Source organism: Solibacillus sp. GQ1 (genome assembly GCF_059758555.1).
Window position 1 is genome coordinate 548,421 of record NZ_JCAXEX010000001.1, and the last position, 25,187, is coordinate 573,607.

Sequence of the window (25,187 nt, forward strand, 5' to 3'; positions counted from 1 at the left end):
CGAGTTGGCTTTTGAAGGTTTAGCAGAGCGACTCCAAGGTACGATCCAAAAGATTAAAGGTAAAGGTAAAGTAACGGAACAAGACGTTAAAGAAATGATGCGTGAAGTCCGATTTGCCTTAATCGAAGCGGACGTAAACTTAAAGGTAGTAAAAGAATTCGTTAAAAAAGTTAGTGAGCGTGCAGTCGGCGTCGACGTCATGAAATCATTAACACCTGGTCAGCAAGTCATTAAAATTGTCCAGGATGAATTGAAGAATTTAATGGGTGGCGAACAAAGCCCGATTAAATTCAGCAACCGTCCTCCGACTGTCATTATGATGGTTGGTTTACAAGGTGCAGGTAAAACGACGACTACAGGTAAGTTGGCGAATGTATTACGTAAAAAGTATAATAAAAAACCATTATTAGTAGCAGCAGATATTTACCGTCCAGCCGCTGTTCAGCAATTACAGACAATAGGCAAACAGTTATCTCTGCCAGTATTCTCACTAGGTACAGATGTTTCACCTGTTGAAATTGCACGTCAGGCAATCGAGCATGCAAAAGAAGAGCATTTGGACGTTGTATTAATCGATACAGCTGGTCGTCTTCATATTGATGAAGAGCTGATGCAGGAACTGAAAGACATTCGCGGTTTAAAAGAGCCGGATGAAGTATTTTTAGTTGTTGATGCAATGACTGGTCAAGATGCTGTAAATGTTGCACAGAGCTTTAATGAAACAGTCGGCATTACGGGCGTTGTCTTAACAAAATTAGACGGCGATACTCGTGGTGGTGCGGCACTGTCGATTCGCTCTGTTACTGAGAAACCGATTAAATTTGTCGGTATGGGCGAAAAAATGGATGCGTTGGAACCATTCCATCCTGAGCGTATGGCATCACGTATTTTAGGGATGGGTGATGTACTTTCACTGATCGAAAAAGCACAGGCCAACGTTGATATGGAAAAGGCAAAAGAGCTGGAAGAAAAGTTCATGACACAGAGCTTTACGTTTGATGACTTTATCGAACAACTTCAAGCTGTGAAGAAAATGGGACCACTTGATGAATTATTGAAAATGATTCCAGGTGCAAACAAGATGAAAGGCCTTGACAATGTCAAAGTCGACGAAAAGCAGATGGGACGCATTGAAGCGATTATCTATTCGATGACACCAAATGAAAAGACAAACCCGGAAATCATTTCGGCGAGCCGCAAAAAGCGTATTGCTACAGGTTCAGGGACGTCAATTCAGGAAGTAAACCGCTTATTGAAGCAGTTTGAAGAAATGAAAAAAATGATGAAACAGATGACAGGCATGGCTCAAGGTAAAGGTAAAAAGAAGATGAAAATGCCTGGTTTTGATTCATTATTTAAATAAAAAATTAGGTGTTAAGAAAAAACACTTTACAAACCATCAAGACATTGCTAATATAATATCTTGTGTGAAACTTATTCGGAGGTGCTATAAAAATGGCAGTTAAAATTCGCTTAAAACGTATGGGAGCTAAAAAATCTCCTTTCTATCGTATCGTAGTTGCAGACGCTCGTTCACCACGTGACGGCCGTCAAATCGAAACAGTAGGTACTTACAACCCACTTACAGTTCCAGCTACAGTACAAATCGATGAAGAAAAAGCTCTTAAATGGTTAACTGATGGTGCAAAACCATCTGATACTGTACGTAACCTGTTCTCAGAACAAGGTATCATGGAAAAATTCCATAACGCTAAATACAGCAAATAATTCAATGATTAATTCGGAGGTGGCATTATGCAGCAGCTGATTGAAGCAATTGTGAAACCGTTAGTCGATTATCCTGAAGACGTTCGTATTGAGACGGACGAAACTTCAAATCGAGTTGTTTATAAGCTTTTTGTTCATCCAGAGGATCGAGGGAAAGTAATAGGCAAGCAAGGACGTGTTGCGAAGGCAATTCGTACGATTGTGTACTCAGCAGCGGGCGGCCACCAGAAGAAAAAGACGTATGTCGATATATTGGATTAGTAAAAGAAGGGTGGCATTTTGCTAACCCTTCTTTTTTTGTTATGATAATGTTGTTTTCCGTTACGGTAGGAGTTTATTGCGGTTGCCATAGAAGGATTGTGCATGTGCTCCTGTCGCTCCGCTTTCGTCGCAAAGTAACATTCAAATCAAAAGGCATTTGAATGTTACTTCGCCGCCTTCACTCCAAACAACGGTGTATATAAAAGTTATGTGGTAACAAATTATTATAAAAGGTGGAATATACATGGAATGGTTTAATGTAGGACGTATTGTAAATACACATGGTATTCGTGGAGAGCTGCGAATCTTATCGACAACGGACTTTGAAGAAGAACGTTTTGCGGTAGGATCAAAACTAGCAGCATTCAAAAAAGATGATAAAAAACCGACTTGGGTAACGATCAGTTCATCAAGACGGCATAAAAACTTTATCTTGGTGACATTTGAAGGAATGGAAAACATTAATTTAGTGGAACCATTTAAAGAAGGCCTATTAAAAGTGTCGATGGATCAATTAGCGGAAGATGAGCTTGAAGATAATGAATACTATCACTTTGAAATTAAAGATTGTGAAGTGTTTTCAGAAGAGGGCGAACTGATCGGCGTTGTTACCGATATTTTAGAAACGGGCGCAAACGATGTATGGGAAGTTAAAGCGCAAAATGGTAAGAAACACTACATTCCTTACATTGAGGATATCGTAAAAGATATTGATGTCGATGAAAAGAAAATCGTTATTCACGTAATGGAAGGTTTGTTGGAATGAAGATTCACGTATTAAGTTTATTTCCTGATATGTTCACGGGTGTGTTTGGGTCATCGATTTTAAAAAAGGCTCAGGAAAAAGGTGCCGTTGAGCTAGCGGTAACCGATATCCGGGAGTACAGTGAAAACAAGCACAAACAAGTGGATGATTACCCGTACGGCGGCGGAGCGGGAATGGTATTAAAGCCGGAACCGATGTTCAATGCGGTGGAAGCCATTACAGAAGGCCGCAAGCCACGTGTTATTCTCATGTGCCCACAAGGCGAGCGCTTTACGCAGAAGAAGGCAGAGGAGCTTTCAAAGGAAGAAGATTTAGTATTCCTTTGCGGGCATTATGAAGGATATGATGAGCGGATTCGGGAGTATCTAGTAACAGATGAGATTTCGATTGGCGACTTTGTTCTAACAGGAGGCGAGCTACCTGCGATGACGGTAATCGATGCGGTTGTACGTTTGTTGCCGGGTGTACTGGGACAGGAAGATTCACATATTCAGGATTCATTTTCAACAGGATTATTAGAGCACCCTCATTATACGCGCCCATCTGACTTTAGAGGAATGAAAGTGCCTGATATATTGCTATCAGGTAATCACGCGAAAATAGATGCGTGGCGTGAGGAACAGTCATTCAAGCGTACGTTGGAGCGCAGACCGGATTTATTGGACGCACTTGAATTAACGGACAAGCAAATGAAAATAATCGAAAAAATTAAGAATGAAATGTAAAGCAAAACTACTTGCAAGCCTAAAACAATTATGGTAAGATTCATTTTGTGCTTCAATGTAAGCACTGAATTACGGTGTTCCGCTGTGGCTTAAATTAGCGTGCATGAGCATCTGTCTAAGGAGAGAAAACAATGTCAAACATTATTACAGAGATCACTAAAGATCAATTACGTTCAGACTTACCTACATTCAAACCAGGTGACACAGTTAAGGTACACGTTAAAATCGTTGAGGGTACTCGTGAGCGTATCCAATTATTCGAAGGTGTAGTTATTAAACGTCGTGGTGGCGGAATTAGCGAAACTTTCACAGTACGTAAAATTTCTTACGGTGTTGGTGTAGAGCGTACTTTCCCAGTACACACTCCAAAAATCGCTAAGTTAGAAGTAGTACGTAAAGGTAAAGTACGTCGTGCTAAACTTTACTACCTACGTAACTTACGTGGTAAAGCTGCTCGTATTAAAGAAATTCGATAAGAACTTTTTAGGAGGGGGCTTGTATATACAAGTCCCTTTCTTTCTTTAAGTAAAAAAATGTGTATTAACATGTGATTTTGACAATAAACTATAGATAATATGATGTAATAATTTAGATTAGATTTTTGCTTGATATACATATTTCGTATACAATAAATGTGATGAGCAAGGGGGATAGCTACGTGGAAAAAACTGAAAAAGAAAAAAATGAGCTTTGGGAATGGACGAAAGCTCTACTGATTGCGTTTGCGATTGCCGCATTTATTCGTTACTTTTTATTTACACCGATTGTAGTAGACGGGGATTCAATGATGCCTACCCTTGAAAATGGAGATCGTATGATCGTCAACAAATTCAGCTATAAAATCGGCGAACCCGACCGTTTTGACATTGTCGTATTCCACGCACCTGAACAAAAGGACTATATTAAACGTGTCATCGGTGTTCCAGGGGACTTTGTAGAATATAAGGATGATCAATTATACATTAATGGTGAACCGATCGACGAACCGTATTTGGACGCTTATAAGGCCGAAATTAGCGAAGGCAACTTAACAGGTGACTTCTCGCTGAAAGATATCGATCCGTCACTGGACGTAATTCCGGAAGGCTACGTATTCGTAATGGGCGATAACCGTCGCTTCAGTAAAGACAGCCGCCATATTGGAATCGTCGAACAGAAAGAAATTATCGGCAATACGAACATCATTTTCTGGCCGTTAAACGAAATTGAAATCGTAAAGTAAAATTTATCGGATTTTCATCAATAGATGAGGATGACTTAACTAAATGTCATAGCGGTTGATTAGAATGGAGGGGAGGCGAATTGATTTCGCTTTCTCATTTATCAAGTCGTTGCTTCTGCGGTGGTCGCATTAAATTGCAGCCATCCTCGGCGCAAAGAACTAGAGACAAACAAGTTTGACTCTAATTCTTGCCCGCGGAAAGCGTCTGCCCTGTAATGGAAATCAACCCCATATTTGATGAAGGATCATTTATCGCAATAAATATTAAATATTGTCTAAAATGAGGGGGCAGTTTAAACTCCTCATTTTTTTGTTGAGAATAGAAGTATGTAATTTACAGGAGGTTATACATTATGACAATTCAATGGTTTCCAGGACATATGGCAAAGGCGCGCCGTCAAGTATCGGAAAGTTTAAAGCTTGTCGATATCATTTTTGAGCTTGTCGATGCGCGTTTACCATTATCTTCACGTAATCCGATGATCGATGAAGTCATTCATCAAAAACCGCGCCTGCTCGTTTTAAATAAACAAGATATGGCCGATGAGCAGGAAACACGCCGCTGGATTCAATATTTCGCCGACAGAGGCTTTAAAGCAGTAGCGATTAACTCGTTGGAAGGGAAAGGCTTACAGGCGGTTACAAAGGCCGCACAGGAGATTTTGGCGGATAAATGGGAGCGCATGAAATCAAAAGGAATGAAGCCCCGTGCCATCCGCGCAATGATTGTAGGTATTCCGAATGTCGGGAAATCAACTTTAATCAACCGTTTAGCGAAGAAAAACCTTGCGAAAACAGGAAATATGCCGGGTGTTACAAAAGCACAGCAATGGATTAAAGTCGGTAAGGAAATTGAACTTCTGGATACTCCGGGTATTTTATGGCCGAAGTTTGAAGATCAGGAAGTCGGCTATAAGCTTGCTTTGACTGGTGCGATTAAAGATACAATTATGAATATGGAAGACTTGGCTGTATACGGCTTACGTTTTTTAGAAACTCACTATCCAACACGCATGGAAGAACGCTATAAAATTTCAGCAGTATCCGAAGAACTTGTCGAAACATTTGATGCAATTGGAAAGTTACGCCGTGTATTTGGACAAGGCGGAGAGATTGACTATGATCAAGTGTCCGTATTAGTTGTACGCGACATTCGTGAACAGAATCTTGGGAAACTCACATTTGATTTTGTTTCCGAGCAACTTGAAAAAGAGCAATTGGAAGAAGCGATTGCGCTGGAAAATGAAGAGCGCCGGAAAAAAACTGCCGCGCTAAACCGCCAGAAAAAGCAAGAAAGCAACGAATAAAGTGGAATAATAGACAGTCAAAACCTTTTTCATTTATTTGAGAAAGGTTTTTTCTTTTATAATAAGAAAAGTAGACGATATAACAAGAAGATTGATAGATTTGAGGACTTTATATGAAAACAATTAAAGAGATTACAGAAGCATTAAAAACAGCAGCACAAATCGAGCCATGGATGGATTATATAGTAAAGGATGAACGGGCAGGCGTCCAAAAAGCATGGATGCAATTTCAAAAACGCCTGGAAAAGATAGAAGCACTCCAACAAGCACATAATGAAAAACTGCAATTTGACGCAAGCTATTTACCATATGAAAATGCCTATATTGCAGGCACAGACGAAGCAGGCCGCGGACCACTCGCGGGACCTGTCGTAACCGCGGCCGTTATATTGCCGAATTATTGCCAGGAACTGATTGGCGTAAACGATTCCAAACAATTATCAAAAGAAAAACGTAATCAGTTTGCTGAACGGATTAAAAAACATGCATTATATTATTCTGTTCATTTTCAAAGTGCCGAAGAAATCGATCGCCTTAATATATATGAAGCAACACGCCAGTCAATGTTAAAAAGTATCGAAACACTTGAAGTCAAACCGAACTTCATATTGGCTGATGCGATGACACTTTCGACGTCGATTCCGCAAGCATCCATCATAAAGGGGGATGCACGCAGCCTGTCAATCGCAGCAGCATCTATTTTAGCGAAAACGGCACGTGATGACTATATGGAAAAGCTGGATTGCGAATATCCGCAATACGGTTTTGCGCAGCATGCCGGGTACGGAACAAAGCAGCACTTGGAAGCAATTGCCCAATATGGACCGACAGAACATCATCGAAAAACATTTGAACCGATTAAATCAATGCTTCAAAGAAGGGAGTAACGGCATGAACTTCTCATCGTTTAATGCAATCCAAACTAATACTTCGCAGCAAGTAACAGCAAACCAGCCATTATCGTTAAGACAGGATCAGGTATTTCACGGGACGATTAAGCAGCTCTACCCAAATCAGATGGCAGAAGTCCAAGTGGGCAATCAAAAGCTCATGGCAAAGCTGGAAGTACCTTTAAAGCTAGGCGATGCACATTTTTTTCAGGTGACAGCGACAAATCCGCAAACAGAATTAAAAGTAGTAACTGGACCGATGTCGCAATCAATGACAGCCGGCCAGCAGATGTCCCAGCTGCTTGAAACAATGAATTTGCCGAAATCGAGTGAAATGCAGCAAGTACTTTCGCATTTTATGAAAGCCCAGTTACCCCTTGCAAAAGAACAGCTCATAGCCGCGGAAAGCTGGATGAAAAACTTGCCTGCAGGAGTAGATAAGAATAATGCACTTCACGCACTGCAGCGAATGGTGGAGCTGAAAATGCCTTTTACAAATACCGTATTTCAAGCATTGACTCAAGGAATCAAAACAGATGGCATGTCGGCAAATTTAGCCAATTTGGCGCAGCTCTTGGCATCTCAATCTGGAGGGAATGAAACGATCAAATCATCGCTATTACAGCAAATTGACCAGCTGGCAAAGCCGTTGAACAATGAAACAGGCGGTATCCTCCTTGCAAGGGCGACTCAAAATTTACTGGATAATAATTCATCGATTGCATCGAAACTTCAATCGCTGACGGTATTAAAAGAAGCGGGTATTTTACCGCAAAATGCAACTTTGCAAAATTGGCAAACGGTAAATCAGCAAGGAAACCAACAGACGATGAATCCATTACAGGCTGCTGCAACACCGCTGTTAAAAGGGGCGGGCCAAATGCTGCAGCAGCTCGGGCAAACGAACCCTGAACAAATAAAACCGATGTTAGAGCAAGTAAAAGCATGGATTAATAATGAAAGCTTATTAACGTCAACGCAAAAGCAGCAACTACAGCAATTACTGTCACGTTTTGAACAGATTCCGGCTTCAAAGCCAGCTGTGGAAGTATTAGTAAATCAACTACGGCAGCAACTGACAAACGCATACAGTGAAAATGTAACGACGCGATTATTTATGCAAAATGATCAAGGGCTGTCCGCGAAGGATCAATTGCTCACGTTACTGAAGCCAGAGACAAATTTACCGATTGCCGATCAGCTGTTGCGCAATTTAGTGAAAGTGACGGCTGACAGTCCGCAGCCTGTGATGCAAAGTGCGCTCACACAAGCAGAAGGTCAAGTACAGGCTGCGGTTGATAGTCGTGCGATGGAACAGGCAATAAAGACTGTCTTAAAAGGGCTTGGCGTCAGCTATGAGGCGGCGCTGGCGAATAAGGCAGGGGATATACAGGCAATTGCCCAACAAATAAAGCCGCAATTATTAGCGCTACTTCAAGATGTCCAAACACCGGTTGCAATAAAGGATGCCGCTGAAATGGTGATGGCCAGACTAAATGGGATGCAGCTCAATTCAGGGGAAAACGGACATCAGCATCAGCTTGTCATGCAAGTGCCGTTGGATTTCTTCGGCAAGAAAATGGATGCCACATTGCAATGGAATGGTCGTATGAAAGATGATGGTAAAATTGATGCCAATTTTGCCCGCATTCTATTTTATTTAAATATGGAAACATTGCAGCAGACTGTAATCGATATGCAAGTACAAAACCGTGTCGTCACAATTAATATATATAATGATATGCCAAATTTAGATTCGTTGGCGACTTCCCTGAAAGGAACGTTAAAGGCAGGGTTGCTGGAAAAAGACTATACATTATCCGGACTGTTTATCAAACCTTTTGGAGAACAAGCAGGAAAAACTGTCACAAAACTGTCAAATCAGCAAGAAGACGAGCAAGGAGGGGTAGATATCCGCGTATGACCGAAAAAAAATATATACGAAAAGAAGCGATCGCCCTTTCCTATGATCCGCAGAAAAGCAGTGGTCCGACAGTTGTCGCGAAAGGAAAAGGGAAAATTGCGGAAAATATATTAGAAAAAGCAGCAATGCATGAAGTACCTGTTTATGAAGACCCCAACTTGGTGGAACTGTTGGGCCAGCTTGATTTGAACACATCCATCCCGGAAGAACTTTACCAAGCAGTGGCCGAAGTTTTTGCCTTTATTTATCATTTGGACGAAAAGCAGAAGTTAACTTCTAAAAATAAATAACCGGTATTTTATTATTTTTATGTAGAGTATATCTTTCGGAAAATTAGAAAATATCTATACAAAGAATATTTTGACATAAAGCAAACTAAAAATTGCTTGTGTGACAAATATAGACATTGTCTGAATAATTGTATAAAATAGATTATGTTAGTAGAATAATTTCCAAATGTCCGATGGGAGGATGTATCATGAATATCCATGAGTATCAAGGGAAAGAGATATTAAGACAATACGGTGTAGCGGTTCCAAGAGGAAGTGTCGCGTTTTCACCAGACGAAGCAGTAAAAGCAGCAAAAGAGCTTGGATCAAACGTAACAGTAGTAAAAGCACAAATTCATGCAGGGGGCCGCGGTAAAGCGGGGGGCGTTAAAATTGCAAAAAACCTCGATGAAGTTCGCTCTTTCTCTAAAGAATTGTTAGGCAAAATTTTAGTAACTCACCAAACAGGTCCAGACGGTAAAGAAGTAAAACGTCTTTATATAGAAGAAGGTTCGGACATTAAAAAAGAGTATTACTTAAGTTTAGTATTAGACCGTGCAACTTCTAGTGTAGTAATGATGGGTTCTGAAGAAGGTGGTATGGATATCGAAGAGGTAGCCGAGACTAATCCGGAAAAAATCTTCAAAGAAGTGATTGACCCGGTTACAGGATTAAATGCTTTCCAGGCGCGTCGTATGGCATTCAATATGAATATCCCTGCTAAGCTAGTAAATAAAGCAGTAGGGTTAATGCTTGGTATTTACAAAGCATTTATCGATAAAGATGCATCTACAGTAGAAATCAACCCGCTAGTTGTAACTGGTGATGACCAGGTAGTGGCGCTTGATGCAAAATTCAACTTTGATGCAAACGCTTTATATCGTCATAAAGATATCGTAGAATTACGCGATTTCGATGAAGAAGATCCAAAAGAAATTGAAGCATCTAAATATGATTTAAGTTATATTTCGTTAGACGGCAATATCGGCTGTATGGTAAATGGTGCAGGTCTTGCTATGGCGACGATGGATACGATTAGTTACTACGGCGGATCACCCGCAAACTTCCTTGACGTTGGGGGCGGTGCAACAGCTGAAAAAGTAACAGAAGCTTTTAAAATTATTTTATCAGACAAAAATGTAAAAGGAATTTTCGTTAACATTTTTGGTGGAATCATGAAGTGCGACATCATTGCAAGTGGTGTTATCACGGCTGCAAAAGAAGTCGGTTTGGCAGTTCCATTAGTAGTACGTTTGGAAGGGACTAACGTAGAGCTAGGTAAAAAGATGTTAAATGAATCTGGTTTAAACATTGTGGCAGCTGACTCAATGGCGGACGGCGCACAAAAAATCGTGAAATTAGTTGAAGCTGAAGGCGGGGTAACGGCATGAGTGTGTTCATTAATCAAGAGACAAAAGTAATCGTACAAGGGATTACTGGGGAAACAGCCCTTTTCCATACAAAACAAATGCTTGAATACGGAACGAAAATCGTTGCAGGGGTAACACCAGGTAAAGGTGGCCTTGAAATCGAAGGTGTTCCTGTATTCAATACAGTACAAGAAGCAGTCGATGCGACAGGTGCAAATGTATCTGTTATTTACGTACCGGCACCATTTGCGGCTGATGCTATTATTGAAGCAGTTGATTCGGATTTGGATATGACGATTTGTATTACTGAACATATTCCGGTACTTGATATGGTTAAAGTAAAGCGCTATATGGAAGGCAAGAAAACACGTTTAGTTGGTCCAAACTGTCCGGGTGTTATTACTGCTGATGAGTGTAAAATCGGTATCATGCCAGGCTACATTCATACAAAAGGACATGTAGGCGTAGTTTCACGTTCTGGTACATTAACTTATGAAGCGGTACACCAACTGACTCAGGCAGGTATTGGTCAAACAACGGCGGTAGGAATCGGGGGAGACCCGGTAAATGGGACAAACTTTATCGATTGCTTAAAAGCATTCAATGAAGACCCGGAAACTTATGCGGTTGTCATGATTGGTGAAATTGGTGGTACAGCGGAAGAAGAAGCTGCTGAATGGATCCAGGAAAACATGAATAAACCGGTAGTAGGCTTTATCGGTGGCCAAACAGCTCCTCCAGGAAAGCGTATGGGTCACGCAGGTGCCATTATTTCCGGCGGTAAAGGAACAGCTGCAGAGAAAATCAAAGCAATGAATGCAGCGGGTATTGAAGTAGCTCCGACGCCTTCTGTAATCGGTGAAACACTGATTAAAGTAATCCAAGAAAAAGGCTTGTACGAAGCTTGTAAAACACATTAAAATGGAAGATGTAGCGGTCGCCTCGCTACATCTTTTTCATATGTCTCCATATATTAGGTTCCATAAACGGGTTATGAGCCCGAATTCATTGGCTACACTATGTTTTACACAATGCTTACCTCACAATTAAAAACTGCGGTCATCTGAATTTCTTCTATTAAAAAGGAGTGTCGAAATGACCAACCCAATAAATGAACAATTATTGAAACTGCATTATATTCTTCCCCTCTCCTGGAAAAAAGTCCGAAATTTTATGAAAATTACAGATGATTTCGACGAAATATTGCATATTTCGCCAAAATTTTTAGCGGTCCAGCTAAATATAAAAGAAGAAAAAGCCTCACAGCTCATAAAATATTATAAAGAGCTCATACCAAGGTCGATGGCAACTTATTATGGCCAACATAATATAACGGCCATTCCCTATACGAATCCTTTATATCCGGAACGCTTAAAACAACTGTTCGATGCACCTGCTGTTATTTATGCTAAAGGTGATATTCAGTTACTGAACAGACCGAAAATGCTTGCGGTCATCGGTTCAAGGGCAGCGACTAGCTATAGTGAGGACGCGTTGAATTTCATTGTTCCCCCGCTAATTCGTGAGCAATATGTTATAGTGAGCGGTCTTGCAAAAGGAGCAGACCGACTTGCACATGAAGCAACAATCCGATATGGTGGAAAGACAATAGGTGTTTTAGGCCATGGCTTTTTCCATAGTTATCCGCCTCAAAATAAAGAGCTAAATGCATTTATGGCACATGAGCATTTACTTGTAACAGAATATCCACCCTATGTCGGTGTGCAAAAATGGCATTTCCCTGCACGAAATCGTATTATTAGCGGATTGAGCGAAGCGCTGGTCGTTACGGAAGCCGCACTGAAAAGCGGAACACTTATAACAACGGAGCTTGCTCTTGAACAAGGAAAAGATGTTTTTGCAGTGCCGGGAAATATTTTTAGCGAGCAGTCAAGAGGGACAAATAAATTAATAAAAGAAGGCGCAATTCCAGTGTGGGATGGCTTTCAAATCTTAGAGGAAATCCAATTGTTTTCAAAATCACGTTGAAAAAAAGTTGCAATATTAGCCAATCTGTTATACATTTTGCAACAGGAAAAGCTTTGACAAACATGGACAGCTTCATGTGAGTGAATATAAGAAAAATAACTATACCTCTATAAGGAGGACAACAGATGGCAGATTATTTAGTAATTGTTGAATCACCTGCAAAGGCGAAAACAATTGAACGATATTTAGGAAAAAAATACAAAGTAAAAGCTTCGATTGGACATGTACGTGATTTACCACGTAGTCAAATGGGAATCGATACCGAAAATAACTATGATCCAAAATATATTACGATTCGCGGTAAAGGTCCTGTACTTCAGGAACTGAAAACAGCGGCAAAAAAAGTGAAAAAGATTTATCTCGCAGCCGATCCAGACCGTGAAGGGGAAGCAATTGCCTGGCATTTAGCCACTGCTTTAAACGTTGATATTAATTCAGATTGCCGGGTCGTATTTAACGAGATTACGAAAGAAGCAATTTTAGAGAGCTTCAAGCACCCGCGTCCAATTAATATGGATTTAGTCGATGCACAGCAAGCACGTCGTATTTTAGACCGTCTAGTAGGCTACAATATTAGTCCGATCCTTTGGAAAAAGGTTAAGAAGGGCTTGTCGGCAGGACGTGTACAATCTGTTTCATTGCGTTTGATTATTGACCGTGAAAATGAAATTAAAAACTTCGAGCCGGAAGAATACTGGTCGATCGAAGCAAGCTTCGAGAAAAACAAAAAGCAATTCGATGCCTTTTATTACGGAAACGGCAAAGAAAAAATTAAATTAACAAATGAACAACAAGTAAAAGATATTTTAAAAGGTGTAAAAGGCTCAGAGTTTGAAGTGATGAATGTTGTAAAAAAAGAACGGAAACGCAATGCGTCTCCGGCTTTCACGACTTCTTCACTTCAACAGGAAGCTGCACGTAAGTTAAACTTCCGCGCTAAGAAGACAATGATGCTTGCACAGCAGCTTTATGAAGGTATTGAGCTAAGCAAAAAAGAGGGTGCTGTCGGATTAATTACGTATATGCGTACCGATTCAACGCGTATTTCTGATACAGCAAAAACAGAGGCTAAGTCATATATCGAAACAAAATACGGCAAAGATTTCATTGCCGGAGAGCAAAAGCAGGCGAAAGCGAAGGCAAATGCACAAGATGCCCATGAAGCGATTCGCCCAACGAGTGCAATGCGTACACCAGAGGAGCTCAAAGCTATTTTAAGCCGTGACCAGCTGCGATTGTATCGTTTAATTTGGGAGCGCTTTATCGCAAGTCAAATGGCACCAGCTGTACTTGATACCGTGACAGTTGATTTGCAAAACAATGATGTATTATTCCGTGCGAATGGTTCTCAAGTGAAATTTGCCGGGTTTATGAAGCTTTATATTGAAGGCACAGACGATCAGGAAGAAGAAACAAATAAGCTTTTACCTGAAATGGAAATCGGAGATAAAGTAAAGTCGCTTGAAATCGAACCGAAGCAGCACTTCACTCAGCCACCTCCTCGCTATTCAGAAGCGCGTCTAGTAAAGACATTGGAAGAGTTAGGCATAGGCCGTCCATCGACATATGCCCCAACACTGGATACTATCCAAAAGCGCGGTTATGTGCAGCTAGATGCGAAACGCTTTGTGCCGACTGAACTCGGAGAAATCGTTCATCAGGCAACATTGGAATTTTTCCCGGAAATCATCAACATTGAATTTACCGCACAGATGGAGCACAATCTTGATGAAATTGAAGAAGGCATTACACAATGGGTAAATGTCATCGATGAATTTTACAAAGACTTTGAACCACGGGTGAAATATGCGGATGAAGTAATGGAAAAAATCGAAATTAAAGATGAGCCAGCTGGAGAAGACTGCGAAAAATGCGGTGCGCCAATGGTATTCAAGCTTGGACGTTACGGTAAATTTATGGCTTGTTCAAACTTCCCGGATTGCCGCAACACAAAAGCGATTGTAAAACCGATCGATGTTAAATGTCCTTCATGTGAGACAGGTGAAATTGTTGAGCGTAAATCCAAAACAAAGCGCATTTTTTACGGATGCAATCAGTATCCGGAATGTGACTTCGTATCATGGGATAAGCCGATTAGTAGACCTTGTCCGAAATGTAGTGCATTATTAGTGGAGAAGAAATTGAAAAAAGGTGTTCAAATTCAGTGTACAAACAGTGAATGTGATTATGAAGAAACACCGTCACAATAAAATGAAGAGGTAACAAAAATGACACAACAAGTAGTAAATGTAATTGGTGCAGGTTTAGCCGGTTCAGAAGCAGCTTGGCAAATTGCGAAGCGCGGTGTGAACGTACGTTTATATGAAATGCGCCCAGTAAAGCAAACACCAGCACATCATACAGATAAATTCGCTGAGCTAGTATGCTCAAACTCTTTACGTGCAAACGGACTGACAAATGCTGTTGGTGTAATTAAAGAAGAAATGCGTAAATTGGACTCTGTTATTATTGCAGCTGCAGACAATAGCTCTGTACCTGCAGGCGGTGCTTTAGCAGTAGACCGTCATGAATTTGCTGGTATCGTAACAGAAAAAGTGAAAAACCACCCATTAATCGAGGTAATCAATGAAGAGGTAACTGAAATTCCGGAAGGCATTACAGTAATCGCAACAGGTCCATTAACTTCTGAAGCGTTGGCAAAACAAATTCAGGGCCTTACAGGAGAAGACTATTTGTACTTCTATGATGCGGCAGCGCCGATCATTGAAAAAGATTCAATCAATATGGATAAAGTATACTTGAAATCACGTTATGACAAAGGTGAAGCGGCATACTTGAACTGTCCGATGACAAAAGAAGAATTCAATGCTTTCCGTGAAGCACTTATAACAGCGGAATGTGCACCTTTAAAAGAATTCGAAAAAGAAAAGTATTTCGAAGGGTGTATGCCAATTGAAGTAATGGCAGCACGCGGCGAAAAGACAATGACATTTGGACCGATGAAGCCGGTTGGTCTGGAAGATCCGAAAACGGATAAACGTCCATATGCTGTTGTTCAGTTACGACAAGATGATGCAGCGGGAACACTTTATAATTTAGTAGGTTTCCAAACACATTTAAAATGGCCAGAACAAAAGCGTGTATTCTCGATGATTCCTGGTTTAGAGAACTTGGAAATTGTACGCTACGGCGTAATGCACCGTAATACATTTATCAATTCACCAAAAGTGCTGACACAGACATATCAGTTGAAAGCACGTCCGAACCTTTTCTTCGCAGGTCAAATGACAGGTGTTGAAGGTTATGTAGAATCAGCCGGAAGTGGTCTGATTGCTGGGATTAATGCAGCACGTATGGCTTTAGGTCAAGAATTGCTTTACTTCCCTCATGAAACAGCATTAGGTGCAATGGCTCGATACATTACACATACAGATGCGAAAAATTTCCAGCCGATGAACGTGAATTTCGGAATTTTCCCTGAACTTGGCGAGCGCGTCAAATCAAAGCCGGAGCGTGCTGAACGCCATGCTAACCGTGCATTAGAATCAATTCGGAATTTTATTAATAATCAGGCAATTTAATTGCGGAAAGCCCTTAAAGACTGTTATACTTTAGGGGCTTTTAATTTTGCGGTGATTATTGTTATAAATGGCTATAAAAATAAGTATTACTTGACATGATATTGCGAAATTTGTCGAATAATACAAAGAAGTTGAATAACTCCAGCAAATTTTACTTGAAAAGTATTCACAATAGGTATAGTGTCAATATGTGTGTTTTTTTAGTAGGAAAATAAACATATTTATTCATACAACATCATTTCTCTTTTGTAATAACAGGGGGTATACACGATGGATGAAAACTTGCAAAGTCAGCTTGACCAATTTATTCGCTACGTGCAACTAGAAAAAAACTTTTCCCTACATACTGTCCGCGAATATACTTCTGATTTAGAAGAATTTTTTGCATTTTTGCATGCTGAAGGTATACAAAAAATTACAGAAGTTGAGTATATCCATGCACGTCTATATGTAACAAAGCTTTATGATGAACAAAAAGCAAGGACTTCAATTTCCAGGAAAATCTCATCGATCCGTTCTTTTTTCCGTTTTTTAAATCGAGAACAGAATATTGATGATGCTCCGTTTCGTTCACTTTATCATCCGAAAAAGGAAGAGCGATTACCGAGCTTTTTTTATGAAGAAGAATTGAAGGAACTATTCGAGAAAAATGAAGGCGATGAGCCGATTCAAATTCGTAATATGGCACTGTTGGAACTTCTTTATGCGACTGGAATGCGTGTAAGCGAGTGTGTCAGTCTTGAACTGACAGATATCGATTTTCATTACAATATCGTCCGCGTAATGGGGAAAGGACGAAAAGAGCGGATTATTCCGTTCGGTCAATATGCGCATGATGCACTTATACGTTATATAGATCGAGTACGTCCGACATTAATGAAGAAGGAAAATCATCAGAAAGTTTTTGTCAATATGCGCGGTGGCGAACTTACTACCCGTGGTGTGCGTTATATATTAAGTGAGATGATTGAAAATGCCAGTATGCATACGAAAATTTATCCACATATGTTGCGACACACATTTGCTACGCATTTATTGAATAATGGGGCAGATATGCGTACAGTCCAGGAACTACTTGGGCACGCTAATTTATCTTCAACTCAAATTTATACTCATGTAACGAAGGAAGCTTTAAGAAAGACATATATGAATAGTCATCCGCGAGCATAGTTAAGGAGGAAATAAAGAATGGGTCAAATTCATGCGACAACGATTTTCGCTATTCACCACAACGGTGAATGTGCAATGGCCGGGGATGGTCAAGTAACATTGGGAAATGCAGTTGTAATGAAGCATACGGCACGTAAGGTCAGACGTCTGTTTAATGGGAAAGTACTGGCAGGTTTCGCAGGTTCTGTTGCGGATGCTTTTACATTATTCGAAATGTTTGAGGCAAAACTGAATGAATATAATGGTAACCTGCAAAGGGCTGCAGTAGAAGTAGCAAAGCAATGGCGTGGGGATAAAATGCTCCGTCAATTGGAAGCGATGCTGCTTGTAATGGATAAATCAACATTGCTTCTTGTCTCAGGGACAGGTGAAGTAATTGAGCCGGATGATGGCATTTTAGCAATTGGTTCAGGTGGGAACTATGCATTATCAGCTGGCAGAGCATTAAAAAAACATGCGGGCGATCATTTATCGGCAAAAGAAATTGCAGAGGCTGCGCTGACGACCGCTGCGGATATTTGTGTGTTTACAAACCATAATATTATCTTGGAGGTATTATAATGACTTCGATCAATTTAACACCAAGACAAATTACGGAACAATTAAACCGTCATATTGTTGGTCAGGAAACAGCAAAACGTGCAGTTGCAGTTGCGCTGCGTAACCGGTACCGCCGCTCTTTATTAAGCGAAGAATTAAAAACAGAAGTAATTCCGAAAAATATTTTAATGATTGGACCTACTGGTGTAGGTAAAACAGAAATTGCACGCAGAATTGCAAAACTGACAAATGCTCCGTTTATTAAAGTGGAAGCGACAAAGTTCACGGAAGTTGGTTATGTTGGGCGTGATGTCGAGTCAATGGTGCGCGATTTGGTAGAAGCTTCTCGTCGCCTTGTGAAAGACGAAATGTTCGAAAGAGTAAAGGATCAGGCAGAGCGCAATGCAAATGATGTACTTGTTAAATTACTTGTACCTTCAAAAGTAAGAGAAAAGCTTACGCAAAATCCTTTTGAAATGCTATTCGGTCAAAAAGAGTCGTCTCAAGAAGAAACTGCTAACCAGGATGAACCGGAAATTCGTACACGACGCGCGCAAATTGCCCAAGATTTAAAAGACGGAAAATTAGAAGAGCAATGGGTAACAATAGAAGTAACCGAAAATACTCCATCTCTTTTTGATGCAATGCCAGGTATGAATATGGATAATGCAAACGGTATGCAAGATATGCTTTCTAATTTAATGCCGAAAAAGACGAAAAAGCGCAAAGTCCAAGTAAAGGATGCGCGTCGTTTATTAACGCAAGAAGAAGCAAATAAGCTGATCGATACAGATGCGTTGTCTAGTGAAGCAATTCAACGGGCAGAGCAGGCCGGCATTATTTTTATTGATGAAATCGATAAAATTGCAAGCAAAGGTTCTTCATCGGCAGAAGTTTCCCGCGAAGGCGTTCAGCGTGACATATTACCGATTGTGGAAGGATCCACAGTTACGACAAAATACGGCACTGTTAAAACTGACTATATGCTCTTTATTGCAGCAGGTGCTTTCCATATATCAAAACCGAGCGATCTTATTCCTGAATTGCAAGGGCGATTCCCGATTCGTGTTGAACTTGAAAAATTGACGAAGGATGATTTTGTTCGTATTTTGAAAGAACCAGATCAATCGTTAATATTGCAATATAAAGCATTGCTTGAAACAGAAGGTGTTACGCTGAACTTTACGGACGAAGCGATTGAACGCATAGCGGAAATTGCAACAGAAGTAAATCAGGAGACGGATAACATCGGTGCACGCCGACTGCACACAATTTTAGAACGATTGCTTGAGGAGCTTTCCTATGAAGCATCGGAAATTGCGCCGGCACATATCGACATTACACCGAACTATGTCGATCAAAAATTGGCGAATATAGTAAAAAACAAAGATTTATCGCAATTTATTCTTTAAGTACAAGTTGAATTAGTATCTTTAAATTGTAAAAACCTTTAGAATATTAAGTGAATTAAAACGTTCCGTAGGAGGAAACAGAAATGAATTTATTAACAAAAACACGAAAAATCAATGCAATGTTACAAGCATCTGCTGGTAAACCAGTTAACTTTAAAGAGATGGCTAATACTTTAGGTGATATTATCGAAAGTAACGTATTTATCGTAAGCCGTAAAGGTAAATTGCTTGGCATTTCAATTCACCAACAAATCGAGAATGAGCGTATTAAGAAAATGTTCGAAGAGCGCCAATTCCCTGAAGAATATACACAAAACTTATTCAATATTACAGAAACATCTTCAAACTTAGATGTTAACAATGAGCACACTGCATTCCCAGTGGAAAATAAAGACCTATTTGCATCTGGTTTAACTACTATTGTACCGATTATCGGTGGCGGTGAGCGTTTAGGTACATTAATGTTAGCGCGTATTAGTGATCAGTTTGAAGATGATGATCTTATTTTAGCTGAATACGGTGCTACAGTAGTAGGTATGGAAATTTTACGTGAAAAATCAGAAGAAATTGAAGAAGAAGCACGTTCAAAAGCAGTTGTCCAAATGGCGATTAATTCATTATCTTATTCTGAGCTTGAAGCAATCGAGCATATCTTCGAAGAATTAGATGGTAACGAAGGTTTACTAGTTGCTTCGAAAATTGCTGACCGTGTTGGTATTACACGTTCGGTTATCGTAAACGCATTACGTAAACTGGAGTCTGCTGGTGTAATTGAATCACGTTCATTAGGTATGAAAGGAACATATATTAAAGTATTAAACGATAAGTTCCTGAACGCTTTAGCAGAAATTAAAATGAAATAAATCATATTCATGCACAGCAAGGAGGATTTTTCTCCTTGCTGTTTTTTTATTTTTTTTAAGGAAACGAAGAAAATTGTCGAATAAAAATACTCTAAACGAGAAATTTTTTTTAATTAATTGTATAATTAGGTATATCGTCGTTGTCGCCTAAAATAAATAAATATCTTTTATACCTAAATGGTGATAAAATTTGTATGACAAACGATTTGTTACAAAATTATGAAATGTAATTATATAAATACTAATACAAAGGGATTTAATGTATGATGTTTAAGGAAATAAATAGTATTTCAGTAAACTAAAAATATTGAGGTTAAGATTTATATATTAAATTTCTGTTAGATAAAGTATATATATAGGTCTTAATAGTCTTATGAAATTTAATGTCGAAAAATATTTGGACTAATATATTGATAACTGTTAATTTTTACAAGTAAAAATAGCCCTTTTTGACTATTCGAAAGGGTCAAAAGTCGATAGACACTAAGGTTTAATCTAATTACAATTGTATTATTAAGTTTTTGTGCGCAAATTTTAGCGAAATATGAATGAGGTGAGAATTTTGGATTTATTTGGCGGGACAATAAGTAGCCTGGAAAAGGGACTTTCCTATGCAACTTTGAAAAATAAAGCAATTACACAAAACATAGCGAATGTTGATACACCGAATTATAAAACTAAAGAAGTTAGCTTCAAAGACGTATTAAATGATGCAAAGCAAGCAACGATTCCTGCGTATCGCACAGATGCGAGGCATTATGATTTTGAAATTAATATTGGGAGCAGCGGTGTGTATTCGAATGAAAACTTCCGCAGCAGAGCAAATGGAAATGCTGTAAATATGGATGCTGAACAAGCAAAGCTGGCTGAAAATACAATTTATTATAATGCGCTTATAGATCGTGTCAGCAGTAAATTTTCAACATTGAATAATGTTGTAAAAGGAGGAAGGTAGTAATGTCCATTTTTCATAGCATGAATACGACAGCTTCTGCATTAACGTCACAGCGATTACGAATGGATGTAATTTCCTCTAACATTGCTAATGTCGATACAACGCGAGCGAAGCAGGTAAATGGTGAATGGGAGCCATACCGAAAAAAATCTGTCACATTAAAAGAGCAGCAAGGTCAATTTTCCAACTTTTTAAATATGGCGATTGGAAAATCGGAAAAAGACGGTGTTGGTAACGGTGTTAAAGTAAGTTCTATTAAAGAAGATACAGAAACCCCTTTTAAATTAGTTTATGATCCATCACATCCCGATGCGAATGCAGAAGGATATGTTCAAATGTCGAATGTTGACGTATTAAAGGAAATGGTTGATCTCATTTCAGCAAGCCGCTCTTATGAAGCGAATATTACTGCTTTTAATGCAAACAAGAACATGTTAACAAAAGCATTAGAAATCGGGAAAGGATGATATTTAAATGGCGATTAATCCAGTAACATTCATGTCCCCTGCACAATCAGTGAATGAAGTAAATGTTCAGAATCAACTGACTCCTGCAAATGCACAACAGCAATTTGCAGACACATTAAAAGAAGCGATTGCAAGTGTCAATGAACATCAAAAAACATCAGATACAATGACACAAAAATTAATTAACGGTGGAGATGTTGATTTATTTGAAGTGATGATTGCTGCTCAAAAAGCAAGTGTTACTTTAAACACAACAATTGAAGTTCGTAATAAAGCTGTGGAAGCTTATCAAGAAATTATGCGTATGAGTGTGTAATGATTTGAAAAACGACTGAATAATTGTTGGGCATTCACTTTAAGCGGAGGATTCATAATGAATGAACGACTTACAAAAATTAAAAGCGACTCAACCGGTTTCTGGAAAAGTCGCACTAAAAACCAAAAAGGTGCATTAATCGGTGCGTTTGCTGCTGTCATTGCAATTGCAGCGGTAATTACGTATTTCTCAACGCGTACGACAATGGCTCCGTTATTTCCGGAAATGTCACAAGCTGAAGTTGGGAGAATTACGGAAGTGCTTACTTCCCAAGGTGTAAAATACGAAGTTGCAAACGGCGGGACAGTAATATTAGTGCCGGAAAATCAAGTACAGGACTTACAAGTGTCATTAGCAGCCCAGGGTTATCCTGATTCTGGGGAAATTGACACGTCTTTTTTTACTTCTAACGCAGGCTTTGGGATGACCGACAATGAATTTAACGTAATTAAGCAAGCGACGATCGAAACGGATCTGGCGAATTTAGTTCGTAAGTTTGAAGGAGTCAAAGATGCGAGTGTCATGATTACTTTACCTGAAGAAGGTGTCTTTCTTAAAGATGCCAAAGGTGAAGCACAGGCTGCAATTGTGTTGGATACAGCACCTGGACACAAATTCTCGGACGATCAAATTAAAGGATTATTTAATTTAGTATCGATGAGTATTCCGAATTTACCTAAAGAAAATATCACGATCATGAATCAGTATTCTGAGTATTATGATCTCGCTTCAGCGGAAAGCGGTGGCGGCGGAATCGATTCAGTTACTGGACAAATGGAAGTGAAGAAAACGATTGAGCGTGATTTGCAGCGCCAAGTGCAGCAAATGCTAGGTACGTTAATCGGTCAGGATAAAGTCGTAGTAAATGTATCGGCTGATATTGACTTTAAAAAAGAAAATCGCGAAGAAAATTTAATCCGACCTGTTGATGAGGAAAATATGGAGGGTATTGAAATAAGTGCCCAACGTATTACAGAAACATACACAGGCGGTGCTGCAGGAGCTGCAGAAGGTACTACTGAAGCCGGAAGTGTAACTGATAACTTTGTAGATTATGTAGAAGGAACAAACGGTGATGGCGATTATGAACGAGTAGAAGAGACGATTAACAATGATGTTAACCGTATCCGCCGTGAAATCCAGGAAAGTCCTTACAAAATTCGTAATTTAGGTATTCAAGTAATGGTAGATCCTCCAAATGCAGAAGAAGGGTTCGATCAAGGTGTTCGTACCGATATTGAACAAATTTTATCGACAATTGTCCGTACATCGATTGATCAAGAAGCTGCCGGTAACCTGACAGACGAAGATATTGCAAATCGTATTGTCGTGTCTGTACAGCAATTCCAAGGAAATGATACAGCGGAAGATCAGCCGCAATCGGTAATTCCTTGGTGGGTATGGGTAATTGGCGGTATATTAGTTGTTGCAATTATATTACTTGTCATTAATGTTCTTCGTGCACGCCGACGTAAGCAAGATGAAGAAGAGCTGGAAATTTTAGAACAGCAACAGCAGTTAATTGAAATAGAAGATATTTCCGAAGAAAAAGAAACTGAAGCGACTGTACGCCGTAAGCAATTAGAAAAAATGGCCAAAGATAAGCCGGAAGATTTTGCGAAATTATTGCGTAGCTGGATTGCTGAAGACTAATAGGAGGTTCCGCTGTGTCCAAGAAAGATAAAGATCTATCAGGAAAGCAAAAGGCTGCTTTACTGTTAATTTCTCTAGGACCGGAAGTTTCGGCTTCTGTATATAAGCATTTAAGTGAAGAGGAAATTGAACGTCTGACACTGGAAATTTCGAGTGTGAAAAGGGTGGAATCGACAGTCAAAGAAGAAATTATAGAAGAATTTCATCAGATTGCACTCGCGCAGGACTATATTACGCAAGGCGGTATAGGTTATGCGAAGACGGTACTGGAAAAAGCATTAGGTGCTGAACAGGCACAGGCGATATTAAATCGTTTAACCTCTTCCTTACAAGTAAGACCATTTGATTTTGCTAGAAAAGCAGATCCGGCACAAATTTTCAACTTTATCCAAAATGAACATCCTCAAACAATTGCTCTTATTCTATCTTATTTAGAACCAGGGCAAGCAGGGGTTATTCTATCTTCGTTACCACAGGAAGTACAAGCGGATATTGCGAAGCGTATTGCAATTATGGAATCGACGTCTCCGGAAGTCATTAGCGAAATTGAGTCCGTATTAGAGCGAAAACTATCATCTACTGTGACACAGGATTACACAGAAACAGGCGGTGTAGATGCGGTCGTGGAAGTATTGAATGGTGTGGACCGACAAACTGAGAAAACGATTCTGGATGCACTTGAAATTCAAGATCCTGAACTTGCCGAAGAAATTAAAAAGCGCATGTTTGTGTTTGAAGATATCGTTACACTCGATAATCGTTCAATCCAGCGTGTTATTCGTGACTGTGAAAACGAAGACTTATTATTATCGATGAAAGTCTCTTCAGAAGAGGTAAAAGAAATTATTTTCCGCAATATGTCACAACGTATGGCGGATACATTCCGAGAAGAAATGGATATTATGGGTCCTGTGCGCTTACGTGATGTAGAAGAAGCACAGTCTCGAATTGTAGCAGTTATCCGACGTTTAGAAGATGCAGGTGAAATTATTATCGCACGTGGCGGAGGAGATGATGTAATTGTCTAAAATCATCCGTTCAACAAATGCACAGCAACCCGAAGAGTCATCAATTGTAGAAATTAAACTTCAAAATTTCTTCGAGCCGATTCATTATGGGAAAACGGACGATGAACGTACAGAGGAATTGTCACAACAAAAATCAATATATATTGAAGCTGAACGTCAGCAAATGCGGGAACAGGCAAATTATGAAATCGAACAGCAAAAAGCCCAATTCGAGCAATATCGAACAGAGCAGCTTGCGGCAATTGAAGCGTTAAAGCAATCATGGGAAGAAGAAAAAATTATTCTTCAACAGGAAGCTTATGACGGTGGTTTTGCACAAGGGTATGAGGATGGCGTACAAAAGGCAAATGCAGCGATGCAGCAGTCATTACAAGCGGCAAATGAGACGATGTCAAATGCGGAGAAAAATGCAGCATCTTATATTGAGTCCCAGGAGGCAGTCCTTTTGGATCTTGCATTAACAGCTGCAGAACGCATCATTCATACAACACTTGACCGTGACGATGAAATATTTGTCTCCATTGTACGACGGGGTTTAAAAGAAGCACGGGAAATGAAAGAAATTAAGTTATATGTTTCACCGAAATATCATCCGATTGTGACAGAACAGTTAAAAGAATTAGCGGAAATGTTCCCGGTAAATGTTCCATTTATGGTATTTGTCAATGAAGATTTACTAGATTCGGAAAGTTATATCGAGACAAATCATGGCCGCATCGTTGTTTCAATTGACGAACAATTGCAGGAGCTCCGCAGACAGTTATACGAACTAATCGAAAGTAAGGAATGA

26 protein-coding genes are annotated in these 25,187 nt (G+C 39.7%); all 26 read left to right on the forward strand.

What is annotated here, in order from left to right; all coding sequences use genetic code 11:
- Positions 1-4 precede the first annotated feature (4 nt).
- The 26 genes from ffh to fliH all read left to right on the forward strand — a co-directional run bounded on the left by ffh (position 5) and on the right by fliH (position 25,187).
- Positions 5-1,363: a signal recognition particle protein gene (gene ffh, locus AC6CH1_RS02515; RefSeq protein ID WP_251689376.1), complete on the forward strand. Its 1,359-nt coding sequence runs from the start codon at positions 5-7 to the stop codon at positions 1,361-1,363.
- 92 nt (positions 1,364-1,455) lie between these two features.
- Positions 1,456-1,728 (forward strand): 30S ribosomal protein S16, encoded by a 273-nt coding sequence (gene rpsP, locus AC6CH1_RS02520; protein WP_008403312.1) that lies wholly within the window; start codon positions 1,456-1,458, stop codon positions 1,726-1,728.
- A gap of 27 nt (positions 1,729-1,755) precedes the next feature.
- Entirely contained in the window at positions 1,756-1,989 is a 234-nt protein-coding gene (locus AC6CH1_RS02525) for a KH domain-containing protein (RefSeq protein WP_008403311.1), read from the forward strand.
- Between the two features lie 244 nt (positions 1,990-2,233).
- Positions 2,234-2,755: a ribosome maturation factor RimM gene (rimM, locus tag AC6CH1_RS02530; RefSeq protein ID WP_251689374.1), complete on the forward strand. Its 522-nt coding sequence runs from the start codon at positions 2,234-2,236 to the stop codon at positions 2,753-2,755.
- A complete protein-coding gene (trmD, locus tag AC6CH1_RS02535; RefSeq protein WP_498316233.1) occupies positions 2,752-3,480 on the forward strand; it encodes a tRNA (guanosine(37)-N1)-methyltransferase TrmD in 729 nt (242 codons plus the stop codon). Before rimM ends, trmD begins: the two co-directional genes overlap by 4 nt.
- Before the next feature lie 131 nt (positions 3,481-3,611).
- Positions 3,612-3,956, forward strand: coding sequence for a 50S ribosomal protein L19 (rplS, locus tag AC6CH1_RS02540; RefSeq protein WP_008403308.1), 345 nt, complete (start codon positions 3,612-3,614; stop codon positions 3,954-3,956).
- 182 nt (positions 3,957-4,138) lie between these two features.
- Complete coding sequence (lepB, locus tag AC6CH1_RS02545) at positions 4,139-4,702, forward strand: signal peptidase I (RefSeq protein WP_251689370.1); 564 nt, start codon at positions 4,139-4,141, stop codon at positions 4,700-4,702.
- A 353-nt stretch (positions 4,703-5,055) separates the two neighbouring features.
- Complete coding sequence (gene ylqF / locus AC6CH1_RS02550) at positions 5,056-6,009, forward strand: ribosome biogenesis GTPase YlqF (protein ID WP_251689369.1); 954 nt, start codon at positions 5,056-5,058, stop codon at positions 6,007-6,009.
- 113 nt (positions 6,010-6,122) lie between these two features.
- The gene (gene rnhB, locus AC6CH1_RS02555; protein ID WP_251689367.1) at positions 6,123-6,896 is read left to right on the forward strand and encodes a ribonuclease HII; all 774 of its coding nucleotides are present in this window, start codon (positions 6,123-6,125) and stop codon (positions 6,894-6,896) included.
- 4 nt (positions 6,897-6,900) lie between these two features.
- Complete coding sequence (locus AC6CH1_RS02560; protein ID WP_498316234.1) at positions 6,901-8,823, forward strand: hypothetical protein; 1,923 nt, start codon at positions 6,901-6,903, stop codon at positions 8,821-8,823.
- Positions 8,820-9,113 carry an EscU/YscU/HrcU family type III secretion system export apparatus switch protein gene (locus AC6CH1_RS02565; protein ID WP_251689363.1) on the forward strand — a complete coding sequence of 98 codons (294 nt, stop codon included), beginning with the start codon at positions 8,820-8,822 and terminating at the stop codon, positions 9,111-9,113. Before AC6CH1_RS02560 ends, AC6CH1_RS02565 begins: the two co-directional genes overlap by 4 nt.
- Positions 9,114-9,301: 188 nt before the next feature.
- Entirely contained in the window at positions 9,302-10,483 is a 1,182-nt protein-coding gene (gene sucC, locus AC6CH1_RS02570) for an ADP-forming succinate--CoA ligase subunit beta (protein ID WP_251689361.1), read from the forward strand.
- Positions 10,480-11,382, forward strand: coding sequence for a succinate--CoA ligase subunit alpha (gene sucD / locus AC6CH1_RS02575; protein ID WP_251689359.1), 903 nt, complete (start codon positions 10,480-10,482; stop codon positions 11,380-11,382). Before sucC ends, sucD begins: the two co-directional genes overlap by 4 nt.
- A 175-nt stretch (positions 11,383-11,557) precedes the next feature.
- A complete protein-coding gene (gene dprA / locus AC6CH1_RS02580; protein WP_251689357.1) occupies positions 11,558-12,451 on the forward strand; it encodes a DNA-processing protein DprA in 894 nt (297 codons plus the stop codon).
- Positions 12,452-12,576: 125 nt separating this feature from the next.
- Positions 12,577-14,661 (forward strand): type I DNA topoisomerase, encoded by a 2,085-nt coding sequence (gene topA, locus AC6CH1_RS02585; RefSeq protein ID WP_251689356.1) that lies wholly within the window; start codon positions 12,577-12,579, stop codon positions 14,659-14,661.
- A gap of 18 nt (positions 14,662-14,679) precedes the next feature.
- Complete coding sequence (gene trmFO / locus AC6CH1_RS02590; protein ID WP_251689354.1) at positions 14,680-15,993, forward strand: FADH(2)-oxidizing methylenetetrahydrofolate--tRNA-(uracil(54)-C(5))-methyltransferase TrmFO; 1,314 nt, start codon at positions 14,680-14,682, stop codon at positions 15,991-15,993.
- A gap of 270 nt (positions 15,994-16,263) precedes the next feature.
- Positions 16,264-17,163: a tyrosine recombinase XerC gene (gene xerC / locus AC6CH1_RS02595; RefSeq protein WP_251689352.1), complete on the forward strand. Its 900-nt coding sequence runs from the start codon at positions 16,264-16,266 to the stop codon at positions 17,161-17,163.
- Between the two features lie 18 nt (positions 17,164-17,181).
- Entirely contained in the window at positions 17,182-17,724 is a 543-nt protein-coding gene (gene hslV, locus AC6CH1_RS02600) for an ATP-dependent protease subunit HslV (RefSeq protein ID WP_079525191.1), read from the forward strand.
- A complete protein-coding gene (gene hslU / locus AC6CH1_RS02605) occupies positions 17,724-19,115 on the forward strand; it encodes an ATP-dependent protease ATPase subunit HslU (protein ID WP_251689348.1) in 1,392 nt (463 codons plus the stop codon). Before hslV ends, hslU begins: the two co-directional genes overlap by 1 nt.
- Before the next feature lie 83 nt (positions 19,116-19,198).
- A complete protein-coding gene (gene codY, locus AC6CH1_RS02610) occupies positions 19,199-19,978 on the forward strand; it encodes a GTP-sensing pleiotropic transcriptional regulator CodY (RefSeq protein ID WP_251689346.1) in 780 nt (259 codons plus the stop codon).
- 562 nt (positions 19,979-20,540) lie between these two features.
- Entirely contained in the window at positions 20,541-20,933 is a 393-nt protein-coding gene (gene flgB, locus AC6CH1_RS02615; RefSeq protein ID WP_427710956.1) for a flagellar basal body rod protein FlgB, read from the forward strand.
- 2 nt (positions 20,934-20,935) lie between these two features.
- A complete protein-coding gene (gene flgC / locus AC6CH1_RS02620) occupies positions 20,936-21,400 on the forward strand; it encodes a flagellar basal body rod protein FlgC (protein WP_251689342.1) in 465 nt (154 codons plus the stop codon).
- Positions 21,401-21,407: 7 nt separating this feature from the next.
- Entirely contained in the window at positions 21,408-21,716 is a 309-nt protein-coding gene (fliE, locus tag AC6CH1_RS02625) for a flagellar hook-basal body complex protein FliE (protein WP_498316235.1), read from the forward strand.
- Positions 21,717-21,773: 57 nt separating this feature from the next.
- On the forward strand, positions 21,774-23,369 hold the full coding sequence (gene fliF / locus AC6CH1_RS02630; RefSeq protein WP_251689340.1) for a flagellar basal-body MS-ring/collar protein FliF: 1,596 nt from the start codon (positions 21,774-21,776) through the stop codon (positions 23,367-23,369).
- 14 nt (positions 23,370-23,383) lie between these two features.
- On the forward strand, positions 23,384-24,397 hold the full coding sequence (gene fliG / locus AC6CH1_RS02635; protein ID WP_065216424.1) for a flagellar motor switch protein FliG: 1,014 nt from the start codon (positions 23,384-23,386) through the stop codon (positions 24,395-24,397).
- Entirely contained in the window at positions 24,390-25,187 is a 798-nt protein-coding gene (fliH, locus tag AC6CH1_RS02640; RefSeq protein WP_498316236.1) for a flagellar assembly protein FliH, read from the forward strand. The genes fliG and fliH overlap by 8 nt, the downstream gene beginning before the upstream one ends.

What these genes read in the sequence shown, in the direction of transcription:
- rpsP (WP_008403312.1), top strand. Translation starts at nt 1,456, where the DNA reads ATGGCAGTTAAAATTCGCTTAAAACGTATGGGAGCTAAAAAATCTCCT.
- AC6CH1_RS02525 (WP_008403311.1), top strand. Translation starts at nt 1,756, where the DNA reads ATGCAGCAGCTGATTGAAGCAATTGTGAAACCGTTAGTCGATTATCCT.
- rimM (WP_251689374.1), top strand. Translation starts at nt 2,234, where the DNA reads ATGGAATGGTTTAATGTAGGACGTATTGTAAATACACATGGTATTCGT.
- trmD (WP_498316233.1), top strand. Translation starts at nt 2,752, where the DNA reads ATGAAGATTCACGTATTAAGTTTATTTCCTGATATGTTCACGGGTGTG.
- rplS (WP_008403308.1), top strand. Translation starts at nt 3,612, where the DNA reads ATGTCAAACATTATTACAGAGATCACTAAAGATCAATTACGTTCAGAC.
- ylqF (WP_251689369.1), top strand. Translation starts at nt 5,056, where the DNA reads ATGACAATTCAATGGTTTCCAGGACATATGGCAAAGGCGCGCCGTCAA.
- rnhB (WP_251689367.1), top strand. Translation starts at nt 6,123, where the DNA reads ATGAAAACAATTAAAGAGATTACAGAAGCATTAAAAACAGCAGCACAA.
- AC6CH1_RS02560 (WP_498316234.1), top strand. Translation starts at nt 6,901, where the DNA reads ATGAACTTCTCATCGTTTAATGCAATCCAAACTAATACTTCGCAGCAA.
- AC6CH1_RS02565 (WP_251689363.1), top strand. Translation starts at nt 8,820, where the DNA reads ATGACCGAAAAAAAATATATACGAAAAGAAGCGATCGCCCTTTCCTAT.
- sucC (WP_251689361.1), top strand. Translation starts at nt 9,302, where the DNA reads ATGAATATCCATGAGTATCAAGGGAAAGAGATATTAAGACAATACGGT.
- sucD (WP_251689359.1), top strand. Translation starts at nt 10,480, where the DNA reads ATGAGTGTGTTCATTAATCAAGAGACAAAAGTAATCGTACAAGGGATT.
- dprA (WP_251689357.1), top strand. Translation starts at nt 11,558, where the DNA reads ATGACCAACCCAATAAATGAACAATTATTGAAACTGCATTATATTCTT.
- topA (WP_251689356.1), top strand. Translation starts at nt 12,577, where the DNA reads ATGGCAGATTATTTAGTAATTGTTGAATCACCTGCAAAGGCGAAAACA.
- trmFO (WP_251689354.1), top strand. Translation starts at nt 14,680, where the DNA reads ATGACACAACAAGTAGTAAATGTAATTGGTGCAGGTTTAGCCGGTTCA.
- xerC (WP_251689352.1), top strand. Translation starts at nt 16,264, where the DNA reads ATGGATGAAAACTTGCAAAGTCAGCTTGACCAATTTATTCGCTACGTG.
- hslV (WP_079525191.1), top strand. Translation starts at nt 17,182, where the DNA reads ATGGGTCAAATTCATGCGACAACGATTTTCGCTATTCACCACAACGGT.
- hslU (WP_251689348.1), top strand. Translation starts at nt 17,724, where the DNA reads ATGACTTCGATCAATTTAACACCAAGACAAATTACGGAACAATTAAAC.
- codY (WP_251689346.1), top strand. Translation starts at nt 19,199, where the DNA reads ATGAATTTATTAACAAAAACACGAAAAATCAATGCAATGTTACAAGCA.
- flgC (WP_251689342.1), top strand. Translation starts at nt 20,936, where the DNA reads ATGTCCATTTTTCATAGCATGAATACGACAGCTTCTGCATTAACGTCA.
- fliE (WP_498316235.1), top strand. Translation starts at nt 21,408, where the DNA reads ATGGCGATTAATCCAGTAACATTCATGTCCCCTGCACAATCAGTGAAT.
- fliF (WP_251689340.1), top strand. Translation starts at nt 21,774, where the DNA reads ATGAATGAACGACTTACAAAAATTAAAAGCGACTCAACCGGTTTCTGG.